Source organism: Variimorphobacter sp. HTMS_6, assembly GCF_059717775.1.
Window position 1 is genome coordinate 128,125 of record NZ_AP046094.1, and the last position, 25,709, is coordinate 153,833.

At 38.0% G+C, this 25,709-nt stretch carries 22 protein-coding genes; 20 read left to right on the plus strand and 2 right to left on the minus strand.

Annotated elements, in window-relative coordinates; genetic code table 11:
- Nucleotides 1-26: 26 nt before the first annotated feature.
- The 14 genes from AC6IWN_RS00605 (at nucleotide 27) to AC6IWN_RS00670 (ending at nucleotide 17,657) form a co-directional block, all read left to right on the plus strand.
- Nucleotides 27-449, plus strand: a complete 423-nt coding sequence (locus AC6IWN_RS00605; RefSeq protein WP_497990037.1) for a hypothetical protein — start codon at nucleotides 27-29, stop codon at nucleotides 447-449.
- Between the two features lie 172 nt (nucleotides 450-621).
- Nucleotides 622-2,490 (plus strand): excinuclease ABC subunit UvrC, encoded by a 1,869-nt coding sequence (gene uvrC / locus AC6IWN_RS00610; protein WP_497990039.1) that lies wholly within the window; start codon nucleotides 622-624, stop codon nucleotides 2,488-2,490.
- Nucleotides 2,491-2,602: 112 nt separating this feature from the next.
- Nucleotides 2,603-3,529 carry an HPr(Ser) kinase/phosphatase gene (hprK, locus tag AC6IWN_RS00615; protein WP_497992229.1) on the plus strand — a complete coding sequence of 309 codons (927 nt, stop codon included), beginning with the start codon at nucleotides 2,603-2,605 and terminating at the stop codon, nucleotides 3,527-3,529.
- A gap of 54 nt (nucleotides 3,530-3,583) precedes the next feature.
- Nucleotides 3,584-4,522: an ROK family glucokinase gene (locus AC6IWN_RS00620; protein WP_497990041.1), complete on the plus strand. Its 939-nt coding sequence runs from the start codon at nucleotides 3,584-3,586 to the stop codon at nucleotides 4,520-4,522.
- Between the two features lie 39 nt (nucleotides 4,523-4,561).
- On the plus strand, nucleotides 4,562-5,476 hold the full coding sequence (gene murB / locus AC6IWN_RS00625) for a UDP-N-acetylmuramate dehydrogenase (protein WP_497990043.1): 915 nt from the start codon (nucleotides 4,562-4,564) through the stop codon (nucleotides 5,474-5,476).
- A 24-nt stretch (nucleotides 5,477-5,500) separates the two neighbouring features.
- A complete protein-coding gene (gene rapZ / locus AC6IWN_RS00630; RefSeq protein ID WP_497990045.1) occupies nucleotides 5,501-6,358 on the plus strand; it encodes an RNase adapter RapZ in 858 nt (285 codons plus the stop codon).
- Nucleotides 6,359-6,458: 100 nt separating this feature from the next.
- Nucleotides 6,459-7,454, plus strand: a complete 996-nt coding sequence (whiA, locus tag AC6IWN_RS00635; protein ID WP_497990047.1) for a DNA-binding protein WhiA — start codon at nucleotides 6,459-6,461, stop codon at nucleotides 7,452-7,454.
- 1 nt (nucleotide 7,455) lies between these two features.
- Nucleotides 7,456-7,710 (plus strand): HPr family phosphocarrier protein, encoded by a 255-nt coding sequence (locus AC6IWN_RS00640; protein WP_497990048.1) that lies wholly within the window; start codon nucleotides 7,456-7,458, stop codon nucleotides 7,708-7,710.
- 94 nt (nucleotides 7,711-7,804) lie between these two features.
- On the plus strand, nucleotides 7,805-9,259 hold the full coding sequence (locus AC6IWN_RS00645; RefSeq protein ID WP_497990050.1) for a hypothetical protein: 1,455 nt from the start codon (nucleotides 7,805-7,807) through the stop codon (nucleotides 9,257-9,259).
- 125 nt (nucleotides 9,260-9,384) lie between these two features.
- Nucleotides 9,385-12,873: a DNA polymerase III subunit alpha gene (locus tag AC6IWN_RS00650; RefSeq protein ID WP_497990052.1), complete on the plus strand. Its 3,489-nt coding sequence runs from the start codon at nucleotides 9,385-9,387 to the stop codon at nucleotides 12,871-12,873.
- 43 nt (nucleotides 12,874-12,916) lie between these two features.
- Nucleotides 12,917-13,888, plus strand: a complete 972-nt coding sequence (pfkA, locus tag AC6IWN_RS00655) for a 6-phosphofructokinase (protein WP_497990054.1) — start codon at nucleotides 12,917-12,919, stop codon at nucleotides 13,886-13,888.
- Nucleotides 13,889-14,079: 191 nt separating this feature from the next.
- Nucleotides 14,080-15,837, plus strand: coding sequence for an ABC transporter ATP-binding protein (locus tag AC6IWN_RS00660; RefSeq protein ID WP_497990056.1), 1,758 nt, complete (start codon nucleotides 14,080-14,082; stop codon nucleotides 15,835-15,837).
- 343 nt (nucleotides 15,838-16,180) lie between these two features.
- Complete coding sequence (locus AC6IWN_RS00665) at nucleotides 16,181-16,711, plus strand: sigma-70 family RNA polymerase sigma factor (RefSeq protein WP_497990058.1); 531 nt, start codon at nucleotides 16,181-16,183, stop codon at nucleotides 16,709-16,711.
- Nucleotide 16,712: 1 nt separating this feature from the next.
- Entirely contained in the window at nucleotides 16,713-17,657 is a 945-nt protein-coding gene (locus tag AC6IWN_RS00670) for a hypothetical protein (protein ID WP_497990060.1), read from the plus strand.
- Nucleotides 17,658-17,782: 125 nt separating this feature from the next.
- On the opposite strand, the gene AC6IWN_RS00675 is transcribed toward AC6IWN_RS00670, so the two are convergent.
- Nucleotides 17,783-18,043: a hypothetical protein gene (locus AC6IWN_RS00675; RefSeq protein ID WP_497990062.1), complete on the minus strand. Its 261-nt coding sequence runs from the start codon at nucleotides 18,041-18,043 to the stop codon at nucleotides 17,783-17,785.
- A 243-nt stretch (nucleotides 18,044-18,286) separates the two neighbouring features.
- Here AC6IWN_RS00675 and AC6IWN_RS00680 point away from each other — a divergent pair, with 243 nt between their 5' ends.
- Together AC6IWN_RS00680 and AC6IWN_RS00685 are read left to right on the plus strand one after the other, a co-directional pair.
- Nucleotides 18,287-19,486: a glycosyltransferase family 4 protein gene (locus tag AC6IWN_RS00680; protein ID WP_497990064.1), complete on the plus strand. Its 1,200-nt coding sequence runs from the start codon at nucleotides 18,287-18,289 to the stop codon at nucleotides 19,484-19,486.
- A gap of 203 nt (nucleotides 19,487-19,689) precedes the next feature.
- Entirely contained in the window at nucleotides 19,690-20,082 is a 393-nt protein-coding gene (locus AC6IWN_RS00685) for a bacteriohemerythrin (RefSeq protein WP_497990066.1), read from the plus strand.
- A 167-nt stretch (nucleotides 20,083-20,249) separates the two neighbouring features.
- Here AC6IWN_RS00685 and AC6IWN_RS00690 read toward each other — a convergent pair whose 3' ends face one another.
- Nucleotides 20,250-21,515 (minus strand): [Fe-Fe] hydrogenase large subunit C-terminal domain-containing protein, encoded by a 1,266-nt coding sequence (locus AC6IWN_RS00690; RefSeq protein ID WP_497990068.1) that lies wholly within the window; start codon nucleotides 21,513-21,515, stop codon nucleotides 20,250-20,252.
- Nucleotides 21,516-21,966: 451 nt separating this feature from the next.
- On the opposite strand from AC6IWN_RS00690, the gene AC6IWN_RS00695 reads away from it, so the two are divergent.
- The 4 genes from AC6IWN_RS00695 (at nucleotide 21,967) to AC6IWN_RS00710 (ending at nucleotide 25,709) form a co-directional block, all read left to right on the plus strand.
- Nucleotides 21,967-22,452 (plus strand): VanZ family protein, encoded by a 486-nt coding sequence (locus AC6IWN_RS00695; protein WP_497990070.1) that lies wholly within the window; start codon nucleotides 21,967-21,969, stop codon nucleotides 22,450-22,452.
- A 2-nt stretch (nucleotides 22,453-22,454) separates the two neighbouring features.
- Entirely contained in the window at nucleotides 22,455-22,778 is a 324-nt protein-coding gene (locus AC6IWN_RS00700) for a DUF6142 family protein (protein WP_497990072.1), read from the plus strand.
- 78 nt (nucleotides 22,779-22,856) lie between these two features.
- Complete coding sequence (locus AC6IWN_RS00705) at nucleotides 22,857-24,932, plus strand: aminopeptidase (RefSeq protein WP_497990073.1); 2,076 nt, start codon at nucleotides 22,857-22,859, stop codon at nucleotides 24,930-24,932.
- A 63-nt stretch (nucleotides 24,933-24,995) separates the two neighbouring features.
- On the plus strand, nucleotides 24,996-25,709 hold the full coding sequence (locus tag AC6IWN_RS00710; RefSeq protein ID WP_497990075.1) for an ABC transporter ATP-binding protein: 714 nt from the start codon (nucleotides 24,996-24,998) through the stop codon (nucleotides 25,707-25,709).

The following is a 25,709-nucleotide window of genomic DNA, read 5'->3' on the forward strand; positions in this document are numbered from 1 at the left end:
AAATTTTAGAAAGGTAGGAAGAAAGTATGTCAACACCTTTAGTTGTTTATGAATTGCCCAATAATATTGTAAATGGTACACTCATTCCGTTATCAACTTTGCCCGTACCGGTTGCCGCGTTGTCGATTGAAGCTGGCGAGAACGCTCCGATTATCATCAGGGGAACCGTCGGATGGCAGGTAACATTGACGGATGAAGTCTTACAAAAAACAGTCGTTCTATTTAAAATATGGCGGGGCGCGCCGTATTCCGGCACGTTGATCTACAGCATTCGTGACTCGGGTGAAAGCTGGGCGGATATGAACAAAACCACATCCTTTGTTCATGTGGATGATGGAATAGATACGGCAGGAATATACACGTACACTCTGACAGTGGAACTTACATCTGTTGGAAAAGCGAATATCGTAGGACCTTTGTTATTCTCGCTTACGGATATTAATGCATAAGAATCTTCCATAGGCTCGCTGGTTGTAAACCACCTGAATATATGGTAAACTTCATATCATAAGAAATAATAATTTGATTTCTTAAATAGGAGAAAAGGGCTAAAAAGCATCTATGTGGTTGCTTTTTAGCCTTAACCATATATGGCACAATCCGAATAGACAGGAGCAACGTATGTTTATCATTGAAGAAGAATTGAAAAAGCTTCCGGCTACACCGGGGGTATATATTATGAGAGATGACAAGGATAATATTATCTATGTAGGTAAGGCAATTATTCTTAAAAACCGTGTGCGTCAATATTTTCAAAACAGTAGGAATCACACAGAAAAAATCAAGCAGATGGTTGAACATATTGATCATTTTGAATATATCATTACGGATTCGGAACTAGAGGCTTTGGTTTTGGAATGTAATCTGATTAAGGAGCATATGCCAAAGTATAATACGATGTTAAAGGATGATAAATCCTATCCCTACATTCGTGTTACACTGAATGAAGCATTCCCAAGGGTGTCCATGTCTAGAGAGATAAAGAAGGACAAGGCGAAGTATTTTGGTCCCTATACGAGTGTGTGGGCTGTGAAGGATACCTTGGAACTACTTCGTAAGATATATAAGATACGAACCTGCAATCGTATACTACCAAAGGATATTGGTAAGGAACGTCCATGTCTTTATTATCATATGGGTCAATGTGACGCACCCTGTCAGGGTTATATCACCAAAGAGGAATATCGTAAGAATATTGATGAAGTGGTTGAATTCTTAAACGGCAATTATTCCAGAGTAGCGAAAGTACTGGAGGACAAGATGATTGCCGCATCGGAGGAGATGGAGTTTGAAAAAGCGGCGCAGTACCGTGATCTTCTAGGCAGTGTAAAGCAGATTGCAAATAAGCAAAAAATTACCAATACTGATCAGATTGATCGAGATATTATAGCATTTGCAAGAAATAAGGACGAGGCTGTGGTGCAGACCTTCTTTATTCGAAGCGGTAAATTAATCGGAAGAGATCATTTTCACCTGAGCGGTGTTATGGATGTAGCGGAGAGTGAAGTTATGGCAAGCTTTATTAAGCAATTTTATGCCGGTACACCATATATTCCAAAAGAAATCTTCTTAAGTGTAAAATCGGAAGAGGAAGAGCTGCTTACCGAGTGGCTTACTGCGAAGAGAGGACAGAAGGTATATCTGAAGGTTCCTCAAAAAGGGGACAAGGAGAAGCTGGTTGAACTCGCACGAAAGAATGCCGAACTGGTACTTAATCAGGATCTGGAGAAGATTAAAAGAGAGGAAGCAAAGACGACAGGGGCATTAAGAGAACTGGCACAACTTCTCGACATACCAGTACTAGAGCGCGTTGAGTCATTTGATATCTCCAATACAGCCGGATTTGAATCCGTAGGCTCCATGGTGGTATTTGAAAAAGGAAAACCGAAAAAGGCGGACTATCGTAAATTCAAGATTCGAAGTGTACAAGGACCGGATGATTATGCTTCCATGTATGAGGTATTGACCAGAAGGTTTACTCACGGACAAAGAGAGCTGGAGCAGTATAAGGAGAAGCAGTTGGATGAATCTCTTGGCAGCTTCACGAAATATCCGGACTTAATTCTGATGGATGGTGGTAAGGGTCAAGTTGGTATCGCATTACGAGTACTGGATGAGTTGAAGCTAAATATAGCGGTATGTGGTATGGTGAAGGATGATAACCATAGGACCAGAGGCCTTTATTATGATAATAAGGAGTTACCGATTGATAAAAGTGGTGAATTATTTAAGTTGATAACCAGAATCCAGGATGAAACACACCGTTTTGCGATTGAATATCATAGAAGTTTAAGACAGAAAAAACAAGTACATTCAATACTGGATGATATTAACGGAATCGGACCTACCAGAAGAAGAGCGCTGATGAAGTATTTTCAATCACTGGAGGCAATACAAGGTGCTGATGTGGATGAAATCATGAAGATTCCGGCGATGAATCGTCAGTCCGCTGAGGAGGTATATCAATTTTTTCACAAGGATAGTGTTTAATAAGCATTTACAGTCAATAACTTATTATGTTAAAATGTAGCTTAATGATACAATAGTGTTATACGAATAATCACAGAGGTTACTATAAAAAATGGAAAGGTACGGTTGTGGAATGTATACAGTAAACTTAGTTACTCTTATTGAAAAGATGGGTTTGGAGAATTGCACTCCTGAAATCGATGTACAAAGTATAAAACTGTCTCAACCTGATGTAAACAGACCGGCTCTTCAGCTGGCAGGCTTTTTTGATCATTTTGATTCAGAACGTGTACAGGTAATCGGTTATGTAGAGCATGCTTATATGCAGAGAATGGATCCGGAGCAGAGATTGGTAATTCTATCGAAGCTTATGGATTATCACGTACCCTGTATCGTATTCAGCAGAAATCTTGAGGTAAGCGAAGGATTTATTCAGCTTGCTACAGAAAAGGGAGTACCGATTTTAAGAACGACAAAGACGACCTCTTCCTTTATGGCTGAAGTGATTCGTTGGCTTAATGTGGAGCTGGCACCCAGAATCACCATTCATGGCGGTCTTGTCGATGTATATGGTGAAGGTATCCTGATTATGGGTGAAAGCGGTATTGGTAAATCTGAGGCAGCACTCGAGCTCATCAAGCGTGGACATCGTCTGGTTTCCGATGATGTTGTAGAGATTAAAAAGGTAAGTGATGAGACTTTAATCGGTACCTCACCGGATATAACAAGACATTTTATCGAGCTTAGGGGTATCGGTATTATTGATGTAAAGACCTTGTTCGGTGTGGAAAGTGTTAAGAACACACAGGCAATCGATCTTGTAATCAAGCTGGAAGAATGGAATAAAGATAGACAATATGACCGTCTCGGATTAGAGGAGGCTTATATAGAGTTTTTAGGAAATAAGGTAGTGTGCCACTCCATCCCGATTCGTCCGGGTAGAAACCTTGCAGTTATCTGTGAATCAGCTGCAGTTAACTACCGTCAGAAGAAGATGGGTTATAATGCAGCGCAGGAGCTTTATAATCGTGTAACGAATAGCCTAAAGAAGACGGATTAATTACAAATTATTATTTATAAAATACGAAATTATATGAGGGCAGGAGATACAAATATGAGTCAGGTATGCTTTGGAATCGATATAGGTGGAACAGCGGTAAAAGCCGGTTTATTTGACACGGAAGGCAAGTTATTAAATAAATGGGATTTCCCGACCAGAAAAACCGGTAACGGTAAGGACATCTTAAAAGATGCATCTGAATTCATCTTAAATAAGATGGAGGAGCTTAAGTTAAATAAAGAAGACGTTCTTGGTGTAGGTGTTGGTATTCCGGGTCCTGTTAAGGATAACGGCGATGTACTTGAGCTTGCAAACCTTGGAATGGGTTATTTTAATATCGAAGATGAAATGAAAGAAATGACAGGCCTCAAAGTGAAGGCAGCTAATGATGCAAATGTAGCAGCACTTGGTGAGTCATGGATGGGTGGCGGAAAAGGATATCACAATATGGTACTGGCAACACTCGGAACCGGTGTTGGTGGTGGAATTATCCTCAATGGCTCCGTGATTGCAGGAAGCAATGGCGCCGGTGGTGAGATTGGACATATTCTTGTAAATGAAGAAGAAACACTTACTTGTGGCTGTGGAAAACGTGGATGTTTGGAGCAGTATGCATCTGCTACAGGTGTAGTACGTGTTGCAAAGAGAATCCTTGAGAGTAGCACTGAAGCATCAACACTCAGAAGCTTTAGTGAGTTGAGTGCAAAGAATGTATTTGACTGTGCAAAAGAAGGAGACAATCTCGCAAAAGCAGCAGTAGAGAAAGCTTGCTATTATCTTGGACTGGCTATGGCTCACATCGCTCAAACGATAGATCCTGAGATATTTGTAATCGGCGGTGGTGTATCAAAAGCCGGTGAGATCATTACCGAAACAATTAAGAAATATTACAATACAATGGTTATGGATGCGTTAAAAAATAAAGAATTTAAGCTCGCAACTTTAGGTAACGATGCAGGTATCTATGGAGCAGCAAAACTAATTATTGCATAATATAGTTATATAAAAAAGAGAATGCTTTAGGAGGCAGATTTGGAAGAGCAATTTTATCAAAAACTTATTCTTACATGTCCTATGGAGCGCGTGAAAACGAATGAGAGTATGCAGGAGCATACATCTTTACACATAGGCGGAAAGACCGATTACCTGGTTATGCCGATAACGATAGATGAAATTCAAGGAGTAATTGGATTATGTAAGAGTGAAAACATGCCTTATTATGTCATTGGTAACGGAAGCAATCTTTTGGTATCCGACTCAGGATATCGTGGCGTAATCATTAAACTTGGTGAGGAATTTTCAAATATAACAGTAAAAAATGATAATTTGATTGTTGCTCAGGCAGGTATACTATTATCAAAGCTAGCTAGTGTAGCTGCAGATAATTCCTTATCCGGATTTGAATTTGCTTCCGGAATACCGGGAACTCTAGGTGGGGCGGTTACGATGAATGCCGGTGCTTATGACGGTGAGATGAAACATTGTCTCGTAGAGGCGAAGGTTTTAACTGAGGGCGGTGAGGTTCTTGCACTTAATAATCAAGAACTGGAACTTGGCTATCGTACGAGTATACTACAGAAGAATAGTTATATCCTCTTAGAGGCTACCATAGGACTGAGTCAAGGGGAAGAACAAAAGATTCGTCAGAGGATGAAGGAACTTAACGGCATGAGGCGTGATAAACAGCCTTTGGATAAATATAGCGCAGGAAGTACCTTTAAAAGACCGGAGGGGCATTTTGCAGGAAAGTTAATTAATGATGCAGGGCTACGCGGCTATCAGGTCGGAGGAGCTGCAGTTTCAGAAAAGCATTGCGGATTTGTCATTAATAAAGACAATGCATCTGCGAAGGATTTCTTAAATTTGATCGATGATGTTGTACGTATCGTGGAAGAAAAGTTTGGTGTCAGATTAGAGCCGGAAGTGAAATTTCTCGGTGACTTTTAATTACAAGTGAGGTAGTGTTCAATCATGAGGTTCGTCATTGTCACAGGTATGTCCGGAGCCGGAAAAAGCTCTGTATTAAAAATGTTAGAGGACGCAGGATACTTCTGTGTTGATAATATACCGATTCAATTAGTCAAAAAGTTTGCGGAATTGATTTTGCAAGGAAATCAAAGTAATGTGGCATTAGGGATTGATGTCCGCAGCGGACAAGCCTTAAGAGAAATGGATACTATCCTGCAGGAGTTAAAAAGAACCGGAGTGTCGTATGAGATATTATTCCTAGACAGTACCCCGGAAGTTTTGGTAAAAAGATATAAAGAAACACGTCGCTTGCATCCTCTATCCGGTGCTGGGCGTGTGGAAAAGGGTATAGCGCTTGAACAGGAACGTTTGGCATTCTTAAGAAAAAGAGCAGACGTCATTATTGATACCAGCCATCTTTTGATTCGCGATTTAAAGCTACAGATAAATCGCATTTATCTAAATGATGAGCATTTTAATAATTTTTATATTACGATTTTATCCTTTGGATTTAAGTATGGGATTCCGGCAGATGCTGATTTGGTTTTCGATGTGAGATTTTTAGCGAATCCGTATTATGTTCCGGAGCTTAAGAAGCTTACAGGGAATGATCGCCCTGTCAGTAACTATGTCTTAGAGGCCAGTATAGCCGGTGAATTTCTTGATAAGCTAGAGGATATGCTGTTGTTTTTGATTCCGAATTATATTACGGAAGGCAAGAACCAAATCGTAGTTGCAATTGGATGTACCGGAGGAAGACATCGATCCGTCACTTTGGTGAATGAATTATCCTCCAGATTGAATCAAACAGAATACGGAATAAAGGTGGAACACAGAGATATCGATAGGGATTCCATATAAACCGTAATCAAATAAATCAGTGTGAAAAATCAAAATTTTTCACACGGTAAGTATGTAGTAATACCCATATTTACAGTGTATTAGAAGAATGGAGATTTATATGTCATTTTCTAAAGATGTAAAAGAGGAGCTTTCGCTTCAATATAGTAACGCCAGGCATTGCAGACTTGCTGAATTGGCCGCGATTTTATCCTTTGAAGGAAGAATAGTTTCTATCGACAAAAAGTATTATTTAAAGCTTCAGACGGAAAATCTGATCGTAGCAAGAAAATACTTTACATTAATTCGAAAAACATTTAATATAAATATTGATGTTTCTGTAAAAACTAATAATAGTGCGAAAAGAAGTAATATCTATACTCTTATTATTCGTAATGCAGAAACGATCGACCTGATATTACAAGCGACAAAGCTTTCCTTTGATCCTTTTCTGGTGACGCATCTGACGAGTTTATTTGAAGCAGGGACGCCAATCGGTGTCGAATTTGGCGTTTCAGATCCGGTTCTCACTCAGAATGCGTGTTGTAAACGAGCTTTTATTAGAGGGGCATATCTTTCCTCCGGGTCAATGAGTGATCCTAAGAAAGCATACCATCTTGAAATCGTTGCTTCCAGTGAGGAAAAGGCGGAGCAGATCCGCACGATAATTCAGGCATTTTCCATTGATGCTAAAACAATATTGCGTAAGAAGAATTATGTGGTATATATTAAAGAGGGGTCACAAATTGTTGATTTGTTAAATGTGATGGAAGCCCATGAAGCATTAATGGAGTTGGAAAATGTTCGAATTCTGAAAGAGATGCGAAATTCCATTAACAGACAGGTTAATTGTGAGGCTGCCAATATTAATAAAACAGTGAATGCAGCGTCAAAACAAATAGAAGACATTATGTATATTAGAGATCATGTGGGCTTTGGTGATCTTGCAGATGGATTAGAGGATATAGCAAGAATTCGAATTGAATATCCGGAGGCTTCTCTCAAGGAGCTGGGAGAAATGCTTGTTCCCCCAATCGGTAAGTCCGGAGTAAACCATAGATTACGTAAACTAAGTTTAATTGCAGAGCAGTTGCGCGAAAATAAGGAGGATATTTGATATGATAACGAAAGAAATAACGATTAATATTCCGAACGGATTAGAAGCCAGACCGGTTGCTTTACTGGTTCAGGTAGCCAGCCAATATGAGTGCAGTATTCACGTATCAAGTAATGAAAAACGTGTAAATGCAAAGAGCATCATGGGTATGATGAGCATGGGTATTTCTACCGGTGAGAAAGTAATCGTATCAGCTGACGGACCCGATGAGGAGGCAGCACTAGAAAATATCGAAAAATATTTGAGCAGTAAATAAATATTTCTTGGGCACTGCCGTCTATGTTACATGGAAGGCAGTGCATTTTTTATTTATTGTAAAGGGATGAAGCCCTTAAGAAGGGAGAGGTGTTATGGAGATTTTAATAAATTTTTTGTTTTTTATAATCGCATTTATTATTATAATCTGGGAGTGTGTCATAGGCTATCAAAGAGGCATAAAGAAAAATCTGGTAAGAACACTAATTATGATTGTGGTGGCTGTATTATTGCTGTTTATTACTAAGCCAATATCAGACCTGGTGGCACACAGTTCAATTATGTCCCACCAAGTGAATAAAATTATTAATCATGCTTCCATTGGAACGGAACAGACCACAGCTTTGATACATAAAGCGATACAGGGGATGCTGTTATATTTTTTAGCTCCTATTGTATATGTCATTCTCTTTGTGCTTTTAAAACTCCTTACCGGGATCTTGTTTTTTCAGATCGATCGTGCTAGCAGGAGCAAGAAAAACCGCAAGCATAACATTACAAAGCAACAGCGTGTCATTGGTGCAGTCATGGGAGGACTTGTAGGTTTGATTGTAGGAGCAATTATCTACGCACCTGCTGATGAGTATTCAAAAATTTTAATTAAGACAGAAGAGTCTACTATGACCTCTAACACGCAGCAGGGTATTGTTTCATATTATCTAAAACCAAATCGATATTCCTTGGTAAAATCCTTTTCACAAAGTCCTACGCATTATCTATATCAGGTTACGGGCACGTCTACTATTGGCAGATGGATATTCTATACTGTATCAAAAGACAACAGGGGACAGAATACGGTATCAATTGAAGAATCAATAGCAGCTGCTTCTAAGCTGGGAGAGGCATTGAAGATATTGACGAAGGGGATTGATCGCAATACCAGTATGGAGGATATGGAAAAAATCCTTCAGGCATGTAAGGATGCATTAAACCTATTGGCTAACGGAAATATTCTGACCGGAACTGATCAGGAGAAGTTGAATATGGTGAATGACATCATAAAACAACAGGCAGGCTCAACTAAGAACAAGGCTTTACAAAACATACTTATGAAGACAAAATTTAATTCCTTTGAGGATTTCCAACACGATAGTGCCATAGCATTAAAGATGGCATCCTCTTTAAACGAGAAAAAGAGCTTAGTATATTTAGCGAAGGGTAGCACCAGGAAAGACAAGCTCAAGTTGATCAACCAATTAGATGATAAATTTATTAATGATATGACGGATGATATTTATAAAATGAAGGTTGCTGATACAATGGCTCCGGTAGTAGCCGGTACCGTTATTAATACAATTGCAGGAGAAAAGAAGATTGATGTTACCTATCCTGAGAAAATTGATAATTTTAGTGACACAAAGCAAGATTTTGTTGAGTTGATTAATACGGGTAAAGATATCTCTAACACACTTGAGGAACCACATGATGAGAAGGACAATGGCTGGAAGGCGGATGTTACAAATGATGTTGAGGGACTTCAGGACTCGCCATTTATTACACCGCAGACTTATAGTAGCTTAAATCAAGCGGTAAACCAAAAAATCAAGTAAAAAAGACCAATGCTTTACGATTGACAATGTTTTTTGTAGGACATATTATGGTTATACAATAAACTTTTAAAGATTATAATTTTGCAACACCCGATAAATTATATAGATCAGAAGGGAGGAGCAATATGAATTTTACACATCTTCATGTACATACGGAATATAGTTTACTGGATGGTTCGGGCAAGATAAAGGAGATGGTTCGCCGTACAAAAGAGCTTGGAATGGATAGTTTGGCGATTACAGACCACGGTGTTATGTACGGTGTGATAGATTTTTATAAAACCTGTCTGGCAGAAGGAATCAGGCCAATTATTGGCTGTGAGGTCTATGTCGCTCCAAATTCCAGATTCGATCGCGAATTAGGGAACTCAGATGAGCGTTATTATCACCTCGTATTACTTGCAGAGAACAATATCGGTTATCAGAATTTAATGAAAATCGTTTCTAATGGCTTTCTTGAAGGCTTTTATTATAAACCTAGAGTTGATTATGAGGTACTTGAGAAGTATAGTGAAGGTATTATTGCATTAAGTGCTTGTTTGGGAGGCGAGGTTGCTAATAACCTGCTGAAAGGATTTTATGAAGAGGCTAAGAAAGCAGCATTAAGGCTTCAAAGCATCTTTGGAGAGGGAAATTTCTTCTTAGAGCTTCAGGATCATGGTATGTCGGAGCAAAAGTCAACCAATCAGGGATTACTCAGAATGTCGGGGGAGACAGGCATAAAGCTTGTAGCTACGAATGATATTCACTATACATTTGCAGAGGACGCAGATCCCCATGATATTCTCCTTTGCATACAAACTCAGAAGAAAGTTACTGATGAAAACAGAATGCGCTATGAGGGGGGTCAGTATTATCTGAAATCTCCGGAGGAGATGCTAGAAATCTTCCCTTATGCGAAGGAAGCATTAGAAAATACATATGAGATTGCGAAACGATGTAATGTAACGATTACCTTTGGTGAGTACAAGTTACCGGTATATCCGGTTCCTGCGCCGTTTACGGCGTATGATTATCTTCGAAAATTATGCTGTGATGGTTTAGCTGAGCGTTATAATCCCATTCCAGATGAATTATGGGAACGTATGGATTATGAGTTAAATACAATCACCAATATGGGGTTTGTGGATTACTTTTTAATTGTATGGGATTTTATCAAATATGCGAGGGATAATGGAATTATCGTAGGCCCCGGCCGAGGTAGCGCCGCTGGATCGATTGTATCCTATTCCTTGGGAATTACTGATATTGATCCAATAAAGTATAATCTGTTGTTTGAGCGATTCTTAAATCCGGAACGATTGACCATGCCTGATATTGATATTGATTTCTGCTATGAGAGAAGACAAGAAGTGATTGATTATGTAACTCGTAAGTATGGTAAGGACAAGGTGGTTCAGATTGTTACCTTCGGTACGATGGCGGCAAAAGCGGTACTTCGTGATGTGGGTCGTGCCCTGGATCTGCCTTATGCACAGGTGGACATGGTTGCAAAGATGATTCCAACCGAGCTTGGAATCACGATAGAGAAAGCTCTGGACGCGAATAAGGATCTAAAACAGCTGTATGAAAGCAATCAGGAAGTAAAATACCTGATCGACATGTCGAAGAGGCTGGAGGGTTTGCCAAGACATACCTCCATGCACGCAGCAGGAGTTGTAATCGGTAAGGAAAGCCTGGATGAATATGTACCTCTATCTAAATCTTCGGATGAATCCGTAACAACCCAGTTTACGATGACAACCTTGGAAGAACTGGGACTGTTGAAGATGGATTTCCTTGGATTACGTACCCTTACCGTAATCCAGAATGCAGAGGCTCTTGTTAATAAAAATAGAGATGCTTCTAATAGATTTGACATAAAGAAGATTGATTACAATGATAGTAAGGTTTATGATTTAATTGCATCAGGTAAGACAGAAGGTATATTCCAGCTGGAAAGTGCCGGAATGAAAAGTTTTATGAAGGAATTGAAGGCGCGTACGATGGAGGATATTATCGCCGGAATCGCGCTATACCGTCCGGGTCCAATGGATTTCATACCAAAGTATGTAAAAGGAAAAAATGAATCTGGTAAAATAATTTATGAATGCCCACAGCTGGAGCCAATTTTATCACCTACTTATGGATGTATTGTATACCAGGAACAGGTTATGCAGATTGTTCGAGATCTTGCAGGGTACAGCTACGGAAGAAGTGATTTAGTACGTCGAGCGATGTCGAAGAAAAAGGAATCCGTTATGATCAAAGAACGACAGACCTTCGTATATGGTAATCCGGAGGAGGGCGTTGTCGGTTGTATCGGTAACGGCATTCCTGAAGCGGTGGCAAACCATATCTTTGATGAGATGATGGACTTTGCTAAGTATGCCTTTAACAAATCACACGCAGCAGCATATGCAGTGGTTTCTTATGAAACCGCTTATCTAAAATGTTACTATCCGGTTGAATTTATGGCTGCGTTAATGACCTCAGTGATTGATAATCCGGGCAAAGTATCGGAATATATCTACACCTGCAGGCAAATGAATATTGAAATTTTACCACCTGATATTAATGAAGGTGACACGGTATTTACCGTATCTAGGGGAGCGATACGGTATGCCTTATCTGCAATCAAGGGCATCGGAAGACCGGTAATTGATGCAATTGTGGCAGAACGCAATGAGAACGGATTATTTCAGAATTTAAAAGAATTTGCAACAAGATTGTCGGGGAAAGAAGTAAATAAGCGTACGATAGAAAGTTTTATCAAGGCAGGCGTATTTACAAACCTTCATTCCAATCGACGACAGCTGATGATGAGCTATATTCAGATACTTGATAGTATCGCCGCAGATAAAAAACGATCGCTCACTGGTCAAATGTCTCTCTTTGATTTTGCCTCAGAAGAAGAGAAACAGGATTACGAAATTGTGATGCCGGATGTGAGTGAATATAGCGATGAACAGCTCTTAGCTTTGGAAAAGGAAGTACTTGGAATCTATGTTAGCGGACATCCGCTTGAAAGCTATGAGGGTATCATCAAGAAAAATGTAACAGTTAATTCGAATGATTTTGTAATTGATGAAGAGACCAACCGAACGAAGGTTACGGATGGAAGTATTGAAGTGATTGGTGGAATGATCACTTCAAAAACGATAAAAACAACCCGAACTAACAGTATGATGGCATTTATTTTATTAGAGGATTTATTCGGTGTTGTTGAGGTTATAATATTCCCAAGGGATTTTGAAAAATTTAAAGGGATATTAGAACCGGATCAGAAAATATTCGTTCGCGGAAAAGTAACTGTTGAAGAGGATAAGCCTGCAAAGATGATCTGTCAGGATATTATCCTGTTCGATGCAGTGCCAAGGGAACTCTGGATTAAATATAAGAGCCTGGAAGCATTTCAGAAGGACGAATATACACTATATAGCTTGTTGGATGAGTATGACGGTAATGACATGGTTGTTGTTTACTGTGAAGAAGAAAAGTGCATGAAAAGACTTCCAAAAAGTAGAAGTGTTAAGGCAAATAATGACCTTATTCAACGATTAATTGCAAATTATTCGCAAGAAAATGTACGAATTACTGAAAAGAGTATTGAAAAACGAGGCAAAATAGATTAGAATACTGTCAATGTTGAGTGTAAAATAGTCGGAGGTTATAATAATGGGTAATGTTAAGACAATTGGTGTATTAACCAGTGGTGGAGATGCACCAGGTATGAACGCTGCAATTAGAGCAGTGGTAAGAACCGCTTTAGCAGCGGGTCTTAGTGTAAAAGGAATTAGAAGAGGTTTTGCAGGACTTCTGGATGAGGATATTGATGATATGGATGCCAGAAGTGTATCCGATATTATTCAGAGAGGCGGAACTATTCTATATACAGCACGTTGTCTGGAGATGCTTAAGCCTGAGATTCAGGATGTGGCAGCAGATATCTGTAGAAAGCATGGAATTGATGGCCTGGTTGTTATCGGCGGTGACGGTTCCTTTAAGGGAGCTCAGGTACTTTCTAGAAGAGGCATTAATGCTGTTGGAATTCCAGGTACAATTGATTTAGATATTTCATGTACTGAGTACACAATCGGTTTTGATACCGCGGTGAATACTGCGATGGAGACAATCGATAAAATCAGAGATACTTCAACTTCACATGAGAGATGTAGTATCATTGAAGTTATGGGTAGAAAAGCTGGATATATCGCTCTATGGAGTGGTATCGCTAACGGCGCAGAAGAAATTCTTATCTCAGAGCGTTATGATTACGATGAACAAAGAATTATTAACAATATCATAGAAAAACGTAAGCATGGTAAGAAGCACTATATTATCGTAAATGCAGAAGGTATTGGTGATTCTAACGGTATGGCGAAGAGAATTGAAGCTGCTACCGGAATGGAGACCAGAGCAACCATTATCGGTCATGCTCAAAGAGGCGGAAGTCCTACCGCGATTGACCGTGTTTATGCTTCCTTAATGGGTGCCAGAGCAGTTGATTTATTAGTAGAAGGTAAATCAAAGCGTATCGTTGGTATGAAGGATGGCAAGCTCGTTGATTATGATATCGAAGAAGGTTTAGCAATGAAGAAAGACGTAGATCAGTATATGTATGATCTTTCTATCAGACTTTCCAAATAATATAGAGTAATAAGTCGTATTTTAATATAAATCTGATTGCAGCGGTAAGTATCCTGTTGCAATCAGATTTTTTATCTTTTATAGTATCAGATTATTGTAAAGTGCAATTACCTGATAATGATACATACACTTCAATCAGGATATTAATTAACAATTACCAATTCAATATCATTAATAAAAGGAGAATGAGGATGAACAGAAAAACAAAAAAACTAATATCATACTACAAATCATATCGGGGTCTGTTTTTTCTGGATATGCTATTTGCATTGATAGCGGCATCAATCTCTTTGATCTATCCGATGATTGTGCGGTATATTACGAATCACGTACTGGTCTCGGGGGATATCTCGAAGTCCACACCCATTATCGTCCAACTACTATTTGTTATGCTGGGGCTGGCAATTCTTGAGTATGTGAGTAACTTTTTTATTGCCTATCAGGGTCATATCATGGGAGCAAAGATGGAATATGACATGAGAAATGATTTGTTTACCCATTATCAAAAATTATCCTTTAATTTTTATGACAATCAAAAAACAGGTCAGTTAATGTCCAGAATTACTAATGATTTGTTTGACATCTCCGAACTATGCCATCATGGTCCTGAGGATATCGTGATCTCCATTATTAAAAGCTTGGGTGCTTTTATTATTCTGATGGGCATCAATCCACAGCTGACATTACTGGTATTTGCGTTCCTTCCAATTATGTTCCTCTTTGCTTATTATATGAGGGGTAAGATGAGCAGGGCGTTCCGTAAAAACAGAGAACGCATTGCAGAAATCAATGCACAAGTTGAGGATAATCTGTCAGGAATCAGAGTGGTAAAATCCTTTGCGAATGAGGAGACCGAAATCAAGAAGTTTTATGAGGGGAATGCGCGTTTTGTTGAAAGCAAAAGAAATAGCTATTGGAATATGGCAAATTTTCATGCAGGGTTAACTTTTTTTACCGCGTTAATCAATATTGCTACGATAACAGGAGGTTGTCTCTTCATCTCACATAAAGTTATTAACATTGGTGATTTTCTAACATTTTTGCTATATATCAATACGTTAATTGAACCGGTAAGAAAATTGATTAATTTTACGGAAACCTATCAAAACGGTATGGCCGGATTTGATCGCTTCTGCGAGATATTAGACATCGATCCGGATATAGTTGATAAAAAGAATGCAATTACCCTTAAAGAAGTAAAAGGAAATATTGAGTTCAAAAAGGTAGCTTTTAAATATAATGATACCACCTCCGATGTGTTTCATGATATTGATCTAAAAGTAGAGGCTGGTGATTATATGGCTCTTGTAGGATCTTCCGGTGTAGGTAAGACAACTATGTGTAGTTTGATACCAAGATTTTATGAGGTGTCGGAGGGAAGCATTACAATCGATGGCACGGATATCAAGAACATTACACTAAGGTCTCTTCGTAAAAACATCGGTATTGTCCAGCAGGATGTATATCTTTTTGCAGGAACGGTAATGGATAATATTCGTTACGGTCAGCTGGAGGCAACAGAGGAAGAGGTAATTGAAGCTGCTAAGAATGCCAACGCACACGATTTTATCATGGAACTGCCTGACGGATACCATACCTATATCGGCCAGAGAGGAATTAAGCTATCGGGAGGTCAGAAACAAAGACTTAGTATCGCAAGAGTATTCCTAAAGAATCCTCCAATCCTGATTTTTGATGAGGCTACCTCGGCATTAGATAACGAAAGTGAAAAGGTTGTGCAAGATTCGCTGGAGAAGCTGGCTAAGAACAGAACTACCTTTGTAATTGCGCATCGACTTTCAACCATCAAGAATGCGAAAAAGATATTGGTTCTTACGGAAGAAGGAATCAAGGAGAGCGGTACGCATGAGGAACTGTTACTACAGAACGGAATTTATTCAAATCTTTATCGTATGACCTATGCTCATAGAGAACAGGAGTTAATTTAATAGATTTGAGAAGTTTGCCAAAGTAATGTCAGCTTTCGATTAGTGGAGACTGGAAGTTACTTTGGCAATTTAGTTATAAGATTTTGAATAACTTTCTTGTAAACAACGGAACCTTTTTTGACACGTATCGTCTAATTATTGAGTACAGATATTTATTATGGCATCTATTCTGTTATTTACATCACTAATTGGTACATGTATACTATATTGTAGCTGATCTGTCAGGAAAAAGGGTAAAATGTAATAGGTGAAAAGTGGATTAGGTGACTTTTTGCTGTATAGCGTTGCTCCCTGACGGTAAGGATATTGGTTAGGATTGAATATAGTATAGGGGGACAATTGAATGCAGAAAGATGTGCAGAATGATTTCTCGGACAAAACTTATGACATTGAAACCTTGATTCGTCAATATGGTAATGATGTGCTTAGAACAGCATATTTATATGTTCGAGATATTCATGCGGCCGAAGATATTTTTCAAGATGTCTTCATTAAAGTGAGTCAGAAGATTTCAACCTTTGAAGGAAATTCAAGTATTAAGACTTGGATGATTCGCATAACAATAAATACCTGTAAGGATTATTTGAAAAGTGCTTGGAGCAGGCGTGTAGTACCGATGGTGGATTATCAGGAAGACCGGATTATCAGCGATTCTGATTTTGATGACGTTGAAAATAAGGATTCGAGAGAGCTTATTCGTAAATCGGTAATGTCATTGCCAGATAAATATAAAGATGTTGTACTGTGTGTATATTTTCAGGATATGTCTGTTTCAGAAGCGGCTAAGTTATTAAATCTGGCAGAAGGCACAGTAAAAAGCAGGCTCTCCAGAGCAAGACAAAAGCTAAAGTTCGTATTGGAAGGGAGGATTTAATATGAGTTTCGATGAGAAGAATCAAGAGATGCCCAAACAGGATGAACAAGAGAAAAACTCATTAACGACCCGTGATTATAATGATCTAAGTTCAATAAAATCACAATTAGATCATTCCCTGGATATTAACGAGATCAGTGTATCAGAGGAATTAATTCAGAGAACACTACAGGCAATAGAGAATGCACAGGAATATAAGAAGGAAGTCAAAAAGAAGCAGATACCTTGGAATAAATATATCCGTGGCATGGCTGGAGTTGCAGCAGCATTCGTGATTCTAGCTGCAGGTTATGGCTTACTTAGTCATTCAAATAATGAAGGAGCGAAATTCGATACCGGTACAATGCCGCATAATGCCATTGCGGAGAACGGGGGCGCTGTAAATGATGATAAAAAGAATGAAGTTTACTCAAAAGACTTTTCCTATGATATGAATGATAAGGCGGAAGCTTCCGGAGAGAAGGGAAGTGAGTCTCCGGTTACAGGTAATTCATCTAATGCTGATAATGGAATTTTAGGAAGTGCTGGTGGAGAATTAAACAGGAATGATGGCTTGATGGATGAGGATGACAAATCATCGAAAGAGGCGCTGGTGTTAAAGGATATCTTCTTAACATCCTCTGCCATGGCAGAGTATATCAAAATAACAGATGTAAAAGCCGATAAAAGTATAGTTATTAAAGATAAGAGCGATAAGCAAAGCTGTTATGAGATCTTAAATAAGTATGTTTATACACCCGGCTCTTTCGTAAACACTGATAAGATCTTCACAATTGAAGTAAAAAGTAATGAGCCTGAGGGTCAAACCTATACGATGACTATTGGAGAGGGAGTATCTGTTTCTACTGAAGTTGATGCTACTGCGAGCCATAAAACATACTCTGTTGATGATAGAGAGACACTGATTCATAAGTTGAAAGATTATTTCAGTGAATATAATAAATAGCAAATAGAAATGAATTAAGGGGCTGTTTCAAAATAATAATTTGAGGAAGGAAGATATTTATATTCCTAATGAATTATTATTTTGAAACAGCCCCATATGTCATTCAAAAATATTATAGATTATAATTATACTTCCTCGTCCTCTTGCTCAGAAGCAGCATCGTCAGCACCTGGTTCATTACCGTCTATATTAATCGAAACATATTCTCTGGTATCTTCTTCTGCAGCGTCATCATCATCTGTATCAAATTCTTCGAATTCATCATCAAAGTCATCGAAATCATCCGTGGTATCCTTTTGGATATAAGTTTTAAAGATATAATAAGCGCCTGCTGCAATAGATGCGATAATAGCAGTACCAAAAATTAATTTTGCAAATTTTTTCATGAGTCGCTTCCTTTCTGTTTTTATTAATAATTATATACTATTATTACATTATAATTCGGATTGAACAAAAAATAAAGTAAAAAATCTATAAATTTGTAAAAAATGCTATAAATTCCATGAGATAATATGGATGTTGAGAAATAGAGGGATTTACGAATATTACCTTTACTTTTGTACATAAATATTCTATGATAAAGTTAATTGTGAGAAATATGCATAATAGGAAAAAGGTAGGGAACACAAATGAATATCGGATTATTTTCAGAAACATATTATCCCGAAATAAATGGAGTGGCAACCTCCGTCTACACATTAAAGAACGAGCTTGAGCATAGAGGTCATAATGTCTATGTTTTTACAACTACAACCCCGGGAGCACCGGAGCATGAGCATAATGTATTTCGCGTTCCAAGTATTCCGTTTATCTTTATATCAGAACGCAGAGTTGGACTCTTTTATCAACCGAAAATTGCTCATATTATAAAAAAATTAAATTTAGATATTATTCATACCCATACAGAGTTTTGTCTTGGTATCTTTGGACGAATTATGGCAAAAGAATTAAGACTGCCGATCGTTCATACGTATCATACCATTTATGAAGATTATACACATTATTTGACTCGTTTTAAGGCACTTGATCGGAGAGCGAAGGCATTTGCCAGAGTATATTCTAAAGTTGCATGTAATACTGCGGAGCAAGTAATTGTTCCGACGGAAAAAACAAAAGAGTTGTTGATGACTTACAGTGTACACAAGGATATATCAGTAGTGCCTACCGGGATTGATTTAAGTAAGTTTGATAAAGCGAATTTTTCCTTGGAGGACATCCTTGCATTAAAGAAGAAATACAATATCGATCCTACAGATAAGCTTCTGATTTATATCGGCAGAGTATCTCAGGAGAAAAATATAGAAGAAATTATTAAGATGTTGCCGGATTATTTAAATACAAGGGAGAATGTAAAGTTTGTAATTGTGGGAAGTGGCCCTGCACTTGAAAAACTGCAGAATTTAGTAAAACAGCTTGGCATCGATCATAAACTTATTTTTACCGGATCACAGCCTTGGGATACAATTGGAATGTTTTATCGATTGGGAGATGTATTTGTCAGTGCCTCACAGAGCGAAACGCAGGGACTAACATATATTGAGGCGATGGCCTCTGCCCTACCGGTAGTAGCGAAGGAAGATAAGTGCCTGGAGGATATTCTGGAACAGGGATTTAACGGTTATACCTTTACGGATAGAGACGGCTTTTATTACGGGTTGGATCAGGTTTTATTTAATGAAACCATACCCTATGGAGATAATGCAGCTTTGAAGGTTAAGAAGTATTCCACACAGGAATTTGCATCTCAAGTAGAAAGTGTTTATGAAAATGTGACCTCTAGAGATAAGGTATGTAGAAAACGAATGGTATATGAAAACAAGAGGATATAGCAATGTGGATAAGAGGTGCATCAGATCACAAATACGTGATTTTATGCACCTTTATTAATAACATAAATTCAAAGCGATATTTTAATTTTATAAAAATATAATTTTACAGAATTATATTTATCATATAAAATGAGGCTAGAAGTAGGAGGTATTCCTATTTTGGAATATCTTTGCTAATACATTAAGATGAAAGGAGTAATAAGATGTATAATTTTAAGGACGAGTACCGCATCGGGGTTGAACAGCTTGATTTGGAGCATGAAAAGCTATTTGAAATCGCTGACAAGGCGTACACTGTGCTCATGGATGAATATGTACACGATAAGTATGATTATATTGTGGAAATCTTAAATGAGCTGAGAGATTATTCTGTAACTCATTTTCAGCACGAGGAAGAATATATGGCTAGCATCAATTATCGCAAGCTATTAAGTCAGAAAGTAGAGCACCAGGATTTTGTCGACAAAGTATCTGCCTATGACTTTAGCCAGATTGATGAAAATCAGAAAGATGCTATTTTAGAAATTCTTGAATTCCTAAATGAGTGGTTGATTGATCACATACTCAAAAGTGACAAGCTTATTGTGCAGGAATAACAGAAAGCAAATGGAGAAATTATAGTAAATAAATACCGCACTAATTTTTGACTAAGGAAATTATTAGATTATCTTAACGAGTAAATACTGCGTTGTAATAATTTGGTATATTCCATTCGTAAATTAAGTGCGGTATTATTTTTATGATTTGATTTTTGAGTAAGTTATTACGATTGTTTTTTTGTAGATGACTCCCCGAAATCACGTGTGAAGATATCGCTTTTCTCCAGTAATTGCTCTATCGTGTTAAAGCCTAATCGGTGTAGAAGTTCTATAACATAAGGATTGTCTATCGGAGTAGGATAAGGAGCTGCGTTGCCATATTCCTTAACATGTACGGCTCCCTCCTCATGAGGGATGAGTACTCTGGGGCCACCGACACATCCACCGACACAGCCCATTCCTTCAAAGAAGTTTGCAGATGTGTTACCGGATAATAAATCATTGATCATCGCTTTACAAGCCGGTACACCGTCTGCCTGTTGTGTGCGTATGCTTATCTTACGGTTTGGATTGATTCGCTCTAAGGTTTGTCTTACCGCTTCGCTGACACCTCCGGTATGAGCATAGATTCTGCCGGCTCTGGAGGAATGATCCTTTTCACTTTCTTCCATTGTAGAAGGATCAATCTCCATCACATCAAAGATATCCTGAACTTCCTGGAAAGTAAGTACGTAATCAACTGCGTCTGCTATATCATTTTCTCTGGCTTCAGCTTTTTTGGCAAGACAGGGGCCTATAAATATAGTTAAAGCATCAGGGTGTATTACTTTTACTGCGCGCCCGGAAGCAATCATGGGTGAAACCGACGGGGGGACATGGGGCATCAGATCCTTATAGATTTTACGAAGCATGGCAATCCACATTGGGCAGCAACAGCTAGTAAGCTGATAATCCATTTCGTCCTGAATGTTCTTGTCAAATTCAAGAGATTCTTTTAATGTAAGAATATCTGCAAAGAGAGCAACCTCTATCATACCATCAAATCCAACTTGTTTTAGTGCATTTCTTAACTTGCCGGGTGTTACATCATTGCTGAATTGTCCCAGATAAGCAGGGGCGATCAGAGCATATACTAATCCCTCGTGGGAGCGGATCGCTTGAAGAGCTGGGATAACATCTTTGCTGGTTTTTAGATTTTTTGCTCTGCATTCCTGTACACAAAAGTTACAGCCGATACAGTTTTCTTCATCTATTGTCATCTGACCGGATTCTCCGGGGTGGATAGCATGAAAAGGACAGACTTTGATACAATTGCACTCATCATCACATAGACAGCTTCCGGTTTTCCATACCAGTGGATGTTTCTCGGGGTGAAGGAGGCAATCCAGATGATGGGTATCATAAAGCTCCAGCTTTTCTAAAAAGTTTGTATCCTTTTCTTTTAAAGTTCGTACCAATACTTCGTAATATAACTCTTCAAATGTTTTCATAAGCTTTTTAGTAGTCCTTTCAAATATCTCATTCGGTATTATGTGTTTTTCTATCCATAACAATCCACTTGACCATCATAAAAGTAATTTTTAGGGAAGAAAGTAGAATATAATTTTATCTGAGAAGAATATTTCACAGAGAGATAATTTATATATGAAAAAATCATAAAGCCCATTACTTTTTATTAGTTAAGTTCATTTTTTGGTTAATTCTAATTTGATAACTTATCAAAATTAAGCATATATTTATGGAATAAATTACACATTCTTGTATTTGCTCTGATTATCACATGAAAATTAATATGTTTCAAGCATTTTATGCTTTTATTATGCTTTACTAGGTTTTGAATTTGATTTATAATATTAAGCGTATACGGTAATATTAGGAAAATATGTATATTTCAGTGCGAAGGGGAAAGTCTATAATTAAAATAAGAGATGGAGAAAAGAGTTGACCAGTAAGAAAAAAAAATCATTCATAAGAGCCGGGTGGCTTTTATTTTATTTATATATTATATTATTGTCCTATTTTTTGTTCTTTAGCGAACGTTATGGGCGTGAGATTGTGATGAAGGATTATCATTATAATCTGCAGTTATTTAAAGAAATTCACCGTTTTATTCAGTATAGACAGCAACTAGGCTTGGAAAGCTTTGTGGTAAATATATTAGGAAATGTTCTGGCATTTGCTCCATTTGGGTTTTTGTTACCTGTTTTAAGTAAAAAGTATCAAAAGTTTTTCTTTACCGTATTTTTATGCTTGCTTTTTAGCTTGGGCGTTGAAACAACTCAGTTGGTACTTAAGGTCGGGATATTCGATGTGGATGATATATTGATGAATACCATTGGAGGTATGGCGGGGTATATTACCTACGCAATTTTGCATGGTATTGTTAAGCTTTTTCAACCAAGGCAAAAGAAGAAGGGGAGGAAGTAGGAATGCTATTTCGTCGTAGTAAAGAAATGATACATTTTTCCGGAAGAAGACAAACTAAGATGGGGATACTCTCTACCGTTTTAGGAATTGTAGTTGTACTTGGGTTTTTAATCATTAGTATCATATCCGGATTTGCAGGTGGCAAAGGCGGATTAGCTGTAGGGATTATTGGAATTATATTATTAGCGATATCTGTGACCGGATTTGTGGTTTCCTATAAATCCTTTAAGAAAAAGGATATCTTTTATGGGTTTCCTATCGCCGGTGCGGTGATTAACGGATTTATGATCATTATATTATTTGCGCTATATTTATTGGGGATTTAATTAGTCTGAGATAGGAAAATAATTGTTTGCAAAGTAATCAGTAATGAATAATAAATGTTAAAAAAATCGGAGGTTTCTATGAAACAGCAGGAATTATTTAAAGAAGAGAATGAAGAAATCAGAGAGCGTTATGAGCTTGCAATGGAGCGGATAGCGATGATAGAGCAGGAGCAAAGTGTAAGGGAATGCTTTCGACCTTATTTTGGTGGATTGGCTTCCCTTATGATGAATGTGAAGGAGATTGCATCTCTGGTAGAAAAGGATGAATTAAGGAAATTGTCACTGTCAGAGCTGGAGAAGTTGAATCTTGAACTATACAAAGAGGTGAGAGATGAGAATTATGCTACCAGTTATACCAATCCAAGCTATACCAGTGAAATATTTGGTGACAAGTATGGAAGGTTATTAGCATTTTTAGCGACAGAATTGAGGGGAGTCATCCTCTATGCATATGAAAATAGATTGTACGAGCTGACAATTTATCTGGAGCTATTGATTGAGATTTACAATTACTTTGAGGAAGAAGACGATTTTACATACAAGGATGTAAAACGAGCAATCTATGACTTTATGTTTGACTATTGTGATGTATTGGTGGAATACAACCTTCGTGAGCTTTTGGATTCGGATATATCCTTTGCCAGAGATATCATTATGGAATCGGATTTGAATGATATTCGCTATTTGTATCAGTTTGGTGAATATATTTCTAACAATGAGATAAAGACAGCTCAGTTTATGAATACACTGCCACAGGAACAGATTGAGGCGATGGCACGCACTTATACAGAAGGATATCGATTAGGCTTTCTGGCGAATAAACTTGATTTATCGAAGAAGAAAACAGTTAATATCAGATACCAACTAGGATTTGAACGAATGGTACGCTGTGCGGTTGAGTATTTCAGAGAGATGGGATTGGAGGCAACCATACAGAGAGCCACTAGTTGTGCTGCATTAAAACGTCAACATTTAAAGATCGGATATCATGCAACCAGCCCAAATCGTCAATACGATTATGATCATCGCTATGATATCGGATTATTTCTTGATAAAGCGTATAAGGAAAGAAAGTTGGAATGTAATAAAAACTCTCTGGAAAAATATAAGGATATCGCAGGTGTTTATGCCGGCCCTGCAGTTATTGAAGTGTTTGGCGAAGAGCTGTTTGCTCCGGCAGAGAACCCACAGGCTGTGAAGCTCGATGATCGCCAGCAGAAATTATATGTTGATTATTATCGTGAAGATTCAATGATCAAGCAGAAGTACTTAAAGCTGGAGGAAACATCCTTTACGATTATCTCATATCCGGTTCCGCAGATTGGAGATGACTTTGAAGATATCTTTAAAGAAACAGTCAAAGTAAATACTTTAGAGAGTGAATTGTATGGTGCCATTCAACAGAATATCATTGATGCCCTCGACCAAGGTGACAGAGTGAGAGTTCTGGGAGCTGGGAAGAACCACACGGATATGACTGTACAATTATATGAACTGAAGGATCCTGCGAAGGAGACTATCTTTGAAAATTGTGTTGCGGATGTAAATATTCCTGTCGGTGAAGTCTTCACCTCGCCGGTACTGAAGGGAACGAACGGAACACTTCATGTTCCGAAGGTTTATCTGAATGATCTGGAATACCGAGAGCTGGAACTTGTATTTGAGGACGGTAGAATTGTAGATTATAACTGTGCAAATTATGAGCAGGAAGAGAAGAATAAGAATTATCTGAAAGAGAACCTCTTGTTTAATCAGGAGAATCTTCCGCTAGGTGAGTTTGCAATCGGTACGAATACGACTGCATACATGATGGCTAAGAAGTTTGATATCGCCTCAAGATTACCAATACTGATAGCGGAGAAAACTGGACCTCATTTTGCAATCGGTGATACCTGCTATAAATTTAGCGAGGATACTAAAACCTATAATTCCAATGGAAAAGAAATCGTGGCGAGAGATAATGACGTATCCATCCTTCGTAAGTCGGAGCCGGAAAAGGCATATTTTAATTGTCATACCGATATCACACTACCCTATGATGAGTTAAAGGAAATAAGTGTTATCAAGAAGGATGGTACCATCATACCAATTATTAAAGACGCAAGATTTGTTCTGGAAGGCACACAGAAACTGAATGAGGCATTTGATGCCTAATTGTATTATAGGGGTAAAAGAATAAGGTATAAATAAAAATAAAAATGTGGATTGGAGGGTTATATGTTACAAATTAAAAATTTTTCGAAAAGTTACGGAAATGATAAAAAAGCGGTAGATCAATTAAATCTTATTGTGGAAAGTGGCGATATCTTCGGATTTATCGGACATAATGGAGCCGGTAAGACAACTACCATACGTTCTGTGGTAGGTGTACTTGATTTTGAGGAAGGAGAAATACTGATTGAGGGTGAATCTATCAAATCAAATCCGGTGGCTTGTAAGAAAAAGATGGCATATATCCCTGATAATCCTGATTTATATGATCACTTAACAGGAATTGCATACTTGAACTTTATCGGTGATATTTATGAAGTTAATAAGACGGAAAGACAATCACTGATTAAAGAATATTCAGATGCATTTGAACTGACTCAAAATCTCGGGGATTCAATATCCTCTTATTCTCATGGTATGAAGCAGAAGCTGGCAATCATCTCTGCTTTGATACATAAACCGAAGTTGATGGTGTTAGATGAACCATTTGTCGGACTTGACCCGAAGGCAGCTCATACACTAAAAACTATTATGGCAAATATCTGCAAAGAAGGTGGAGCAATCTTTTTCTCAACCCATGTACTTGAGGTTGCAGAAAAGCTCTGCAATAAGATTGCTATTATTAAGGGAGGCAAGTTGGTTTCCTGTGGAACGACAGAGGAAGTGAAGGGTAATAGTAGCCTTGAGGATGTATTCCTGGAATTGATTGAGGTGAAGTAA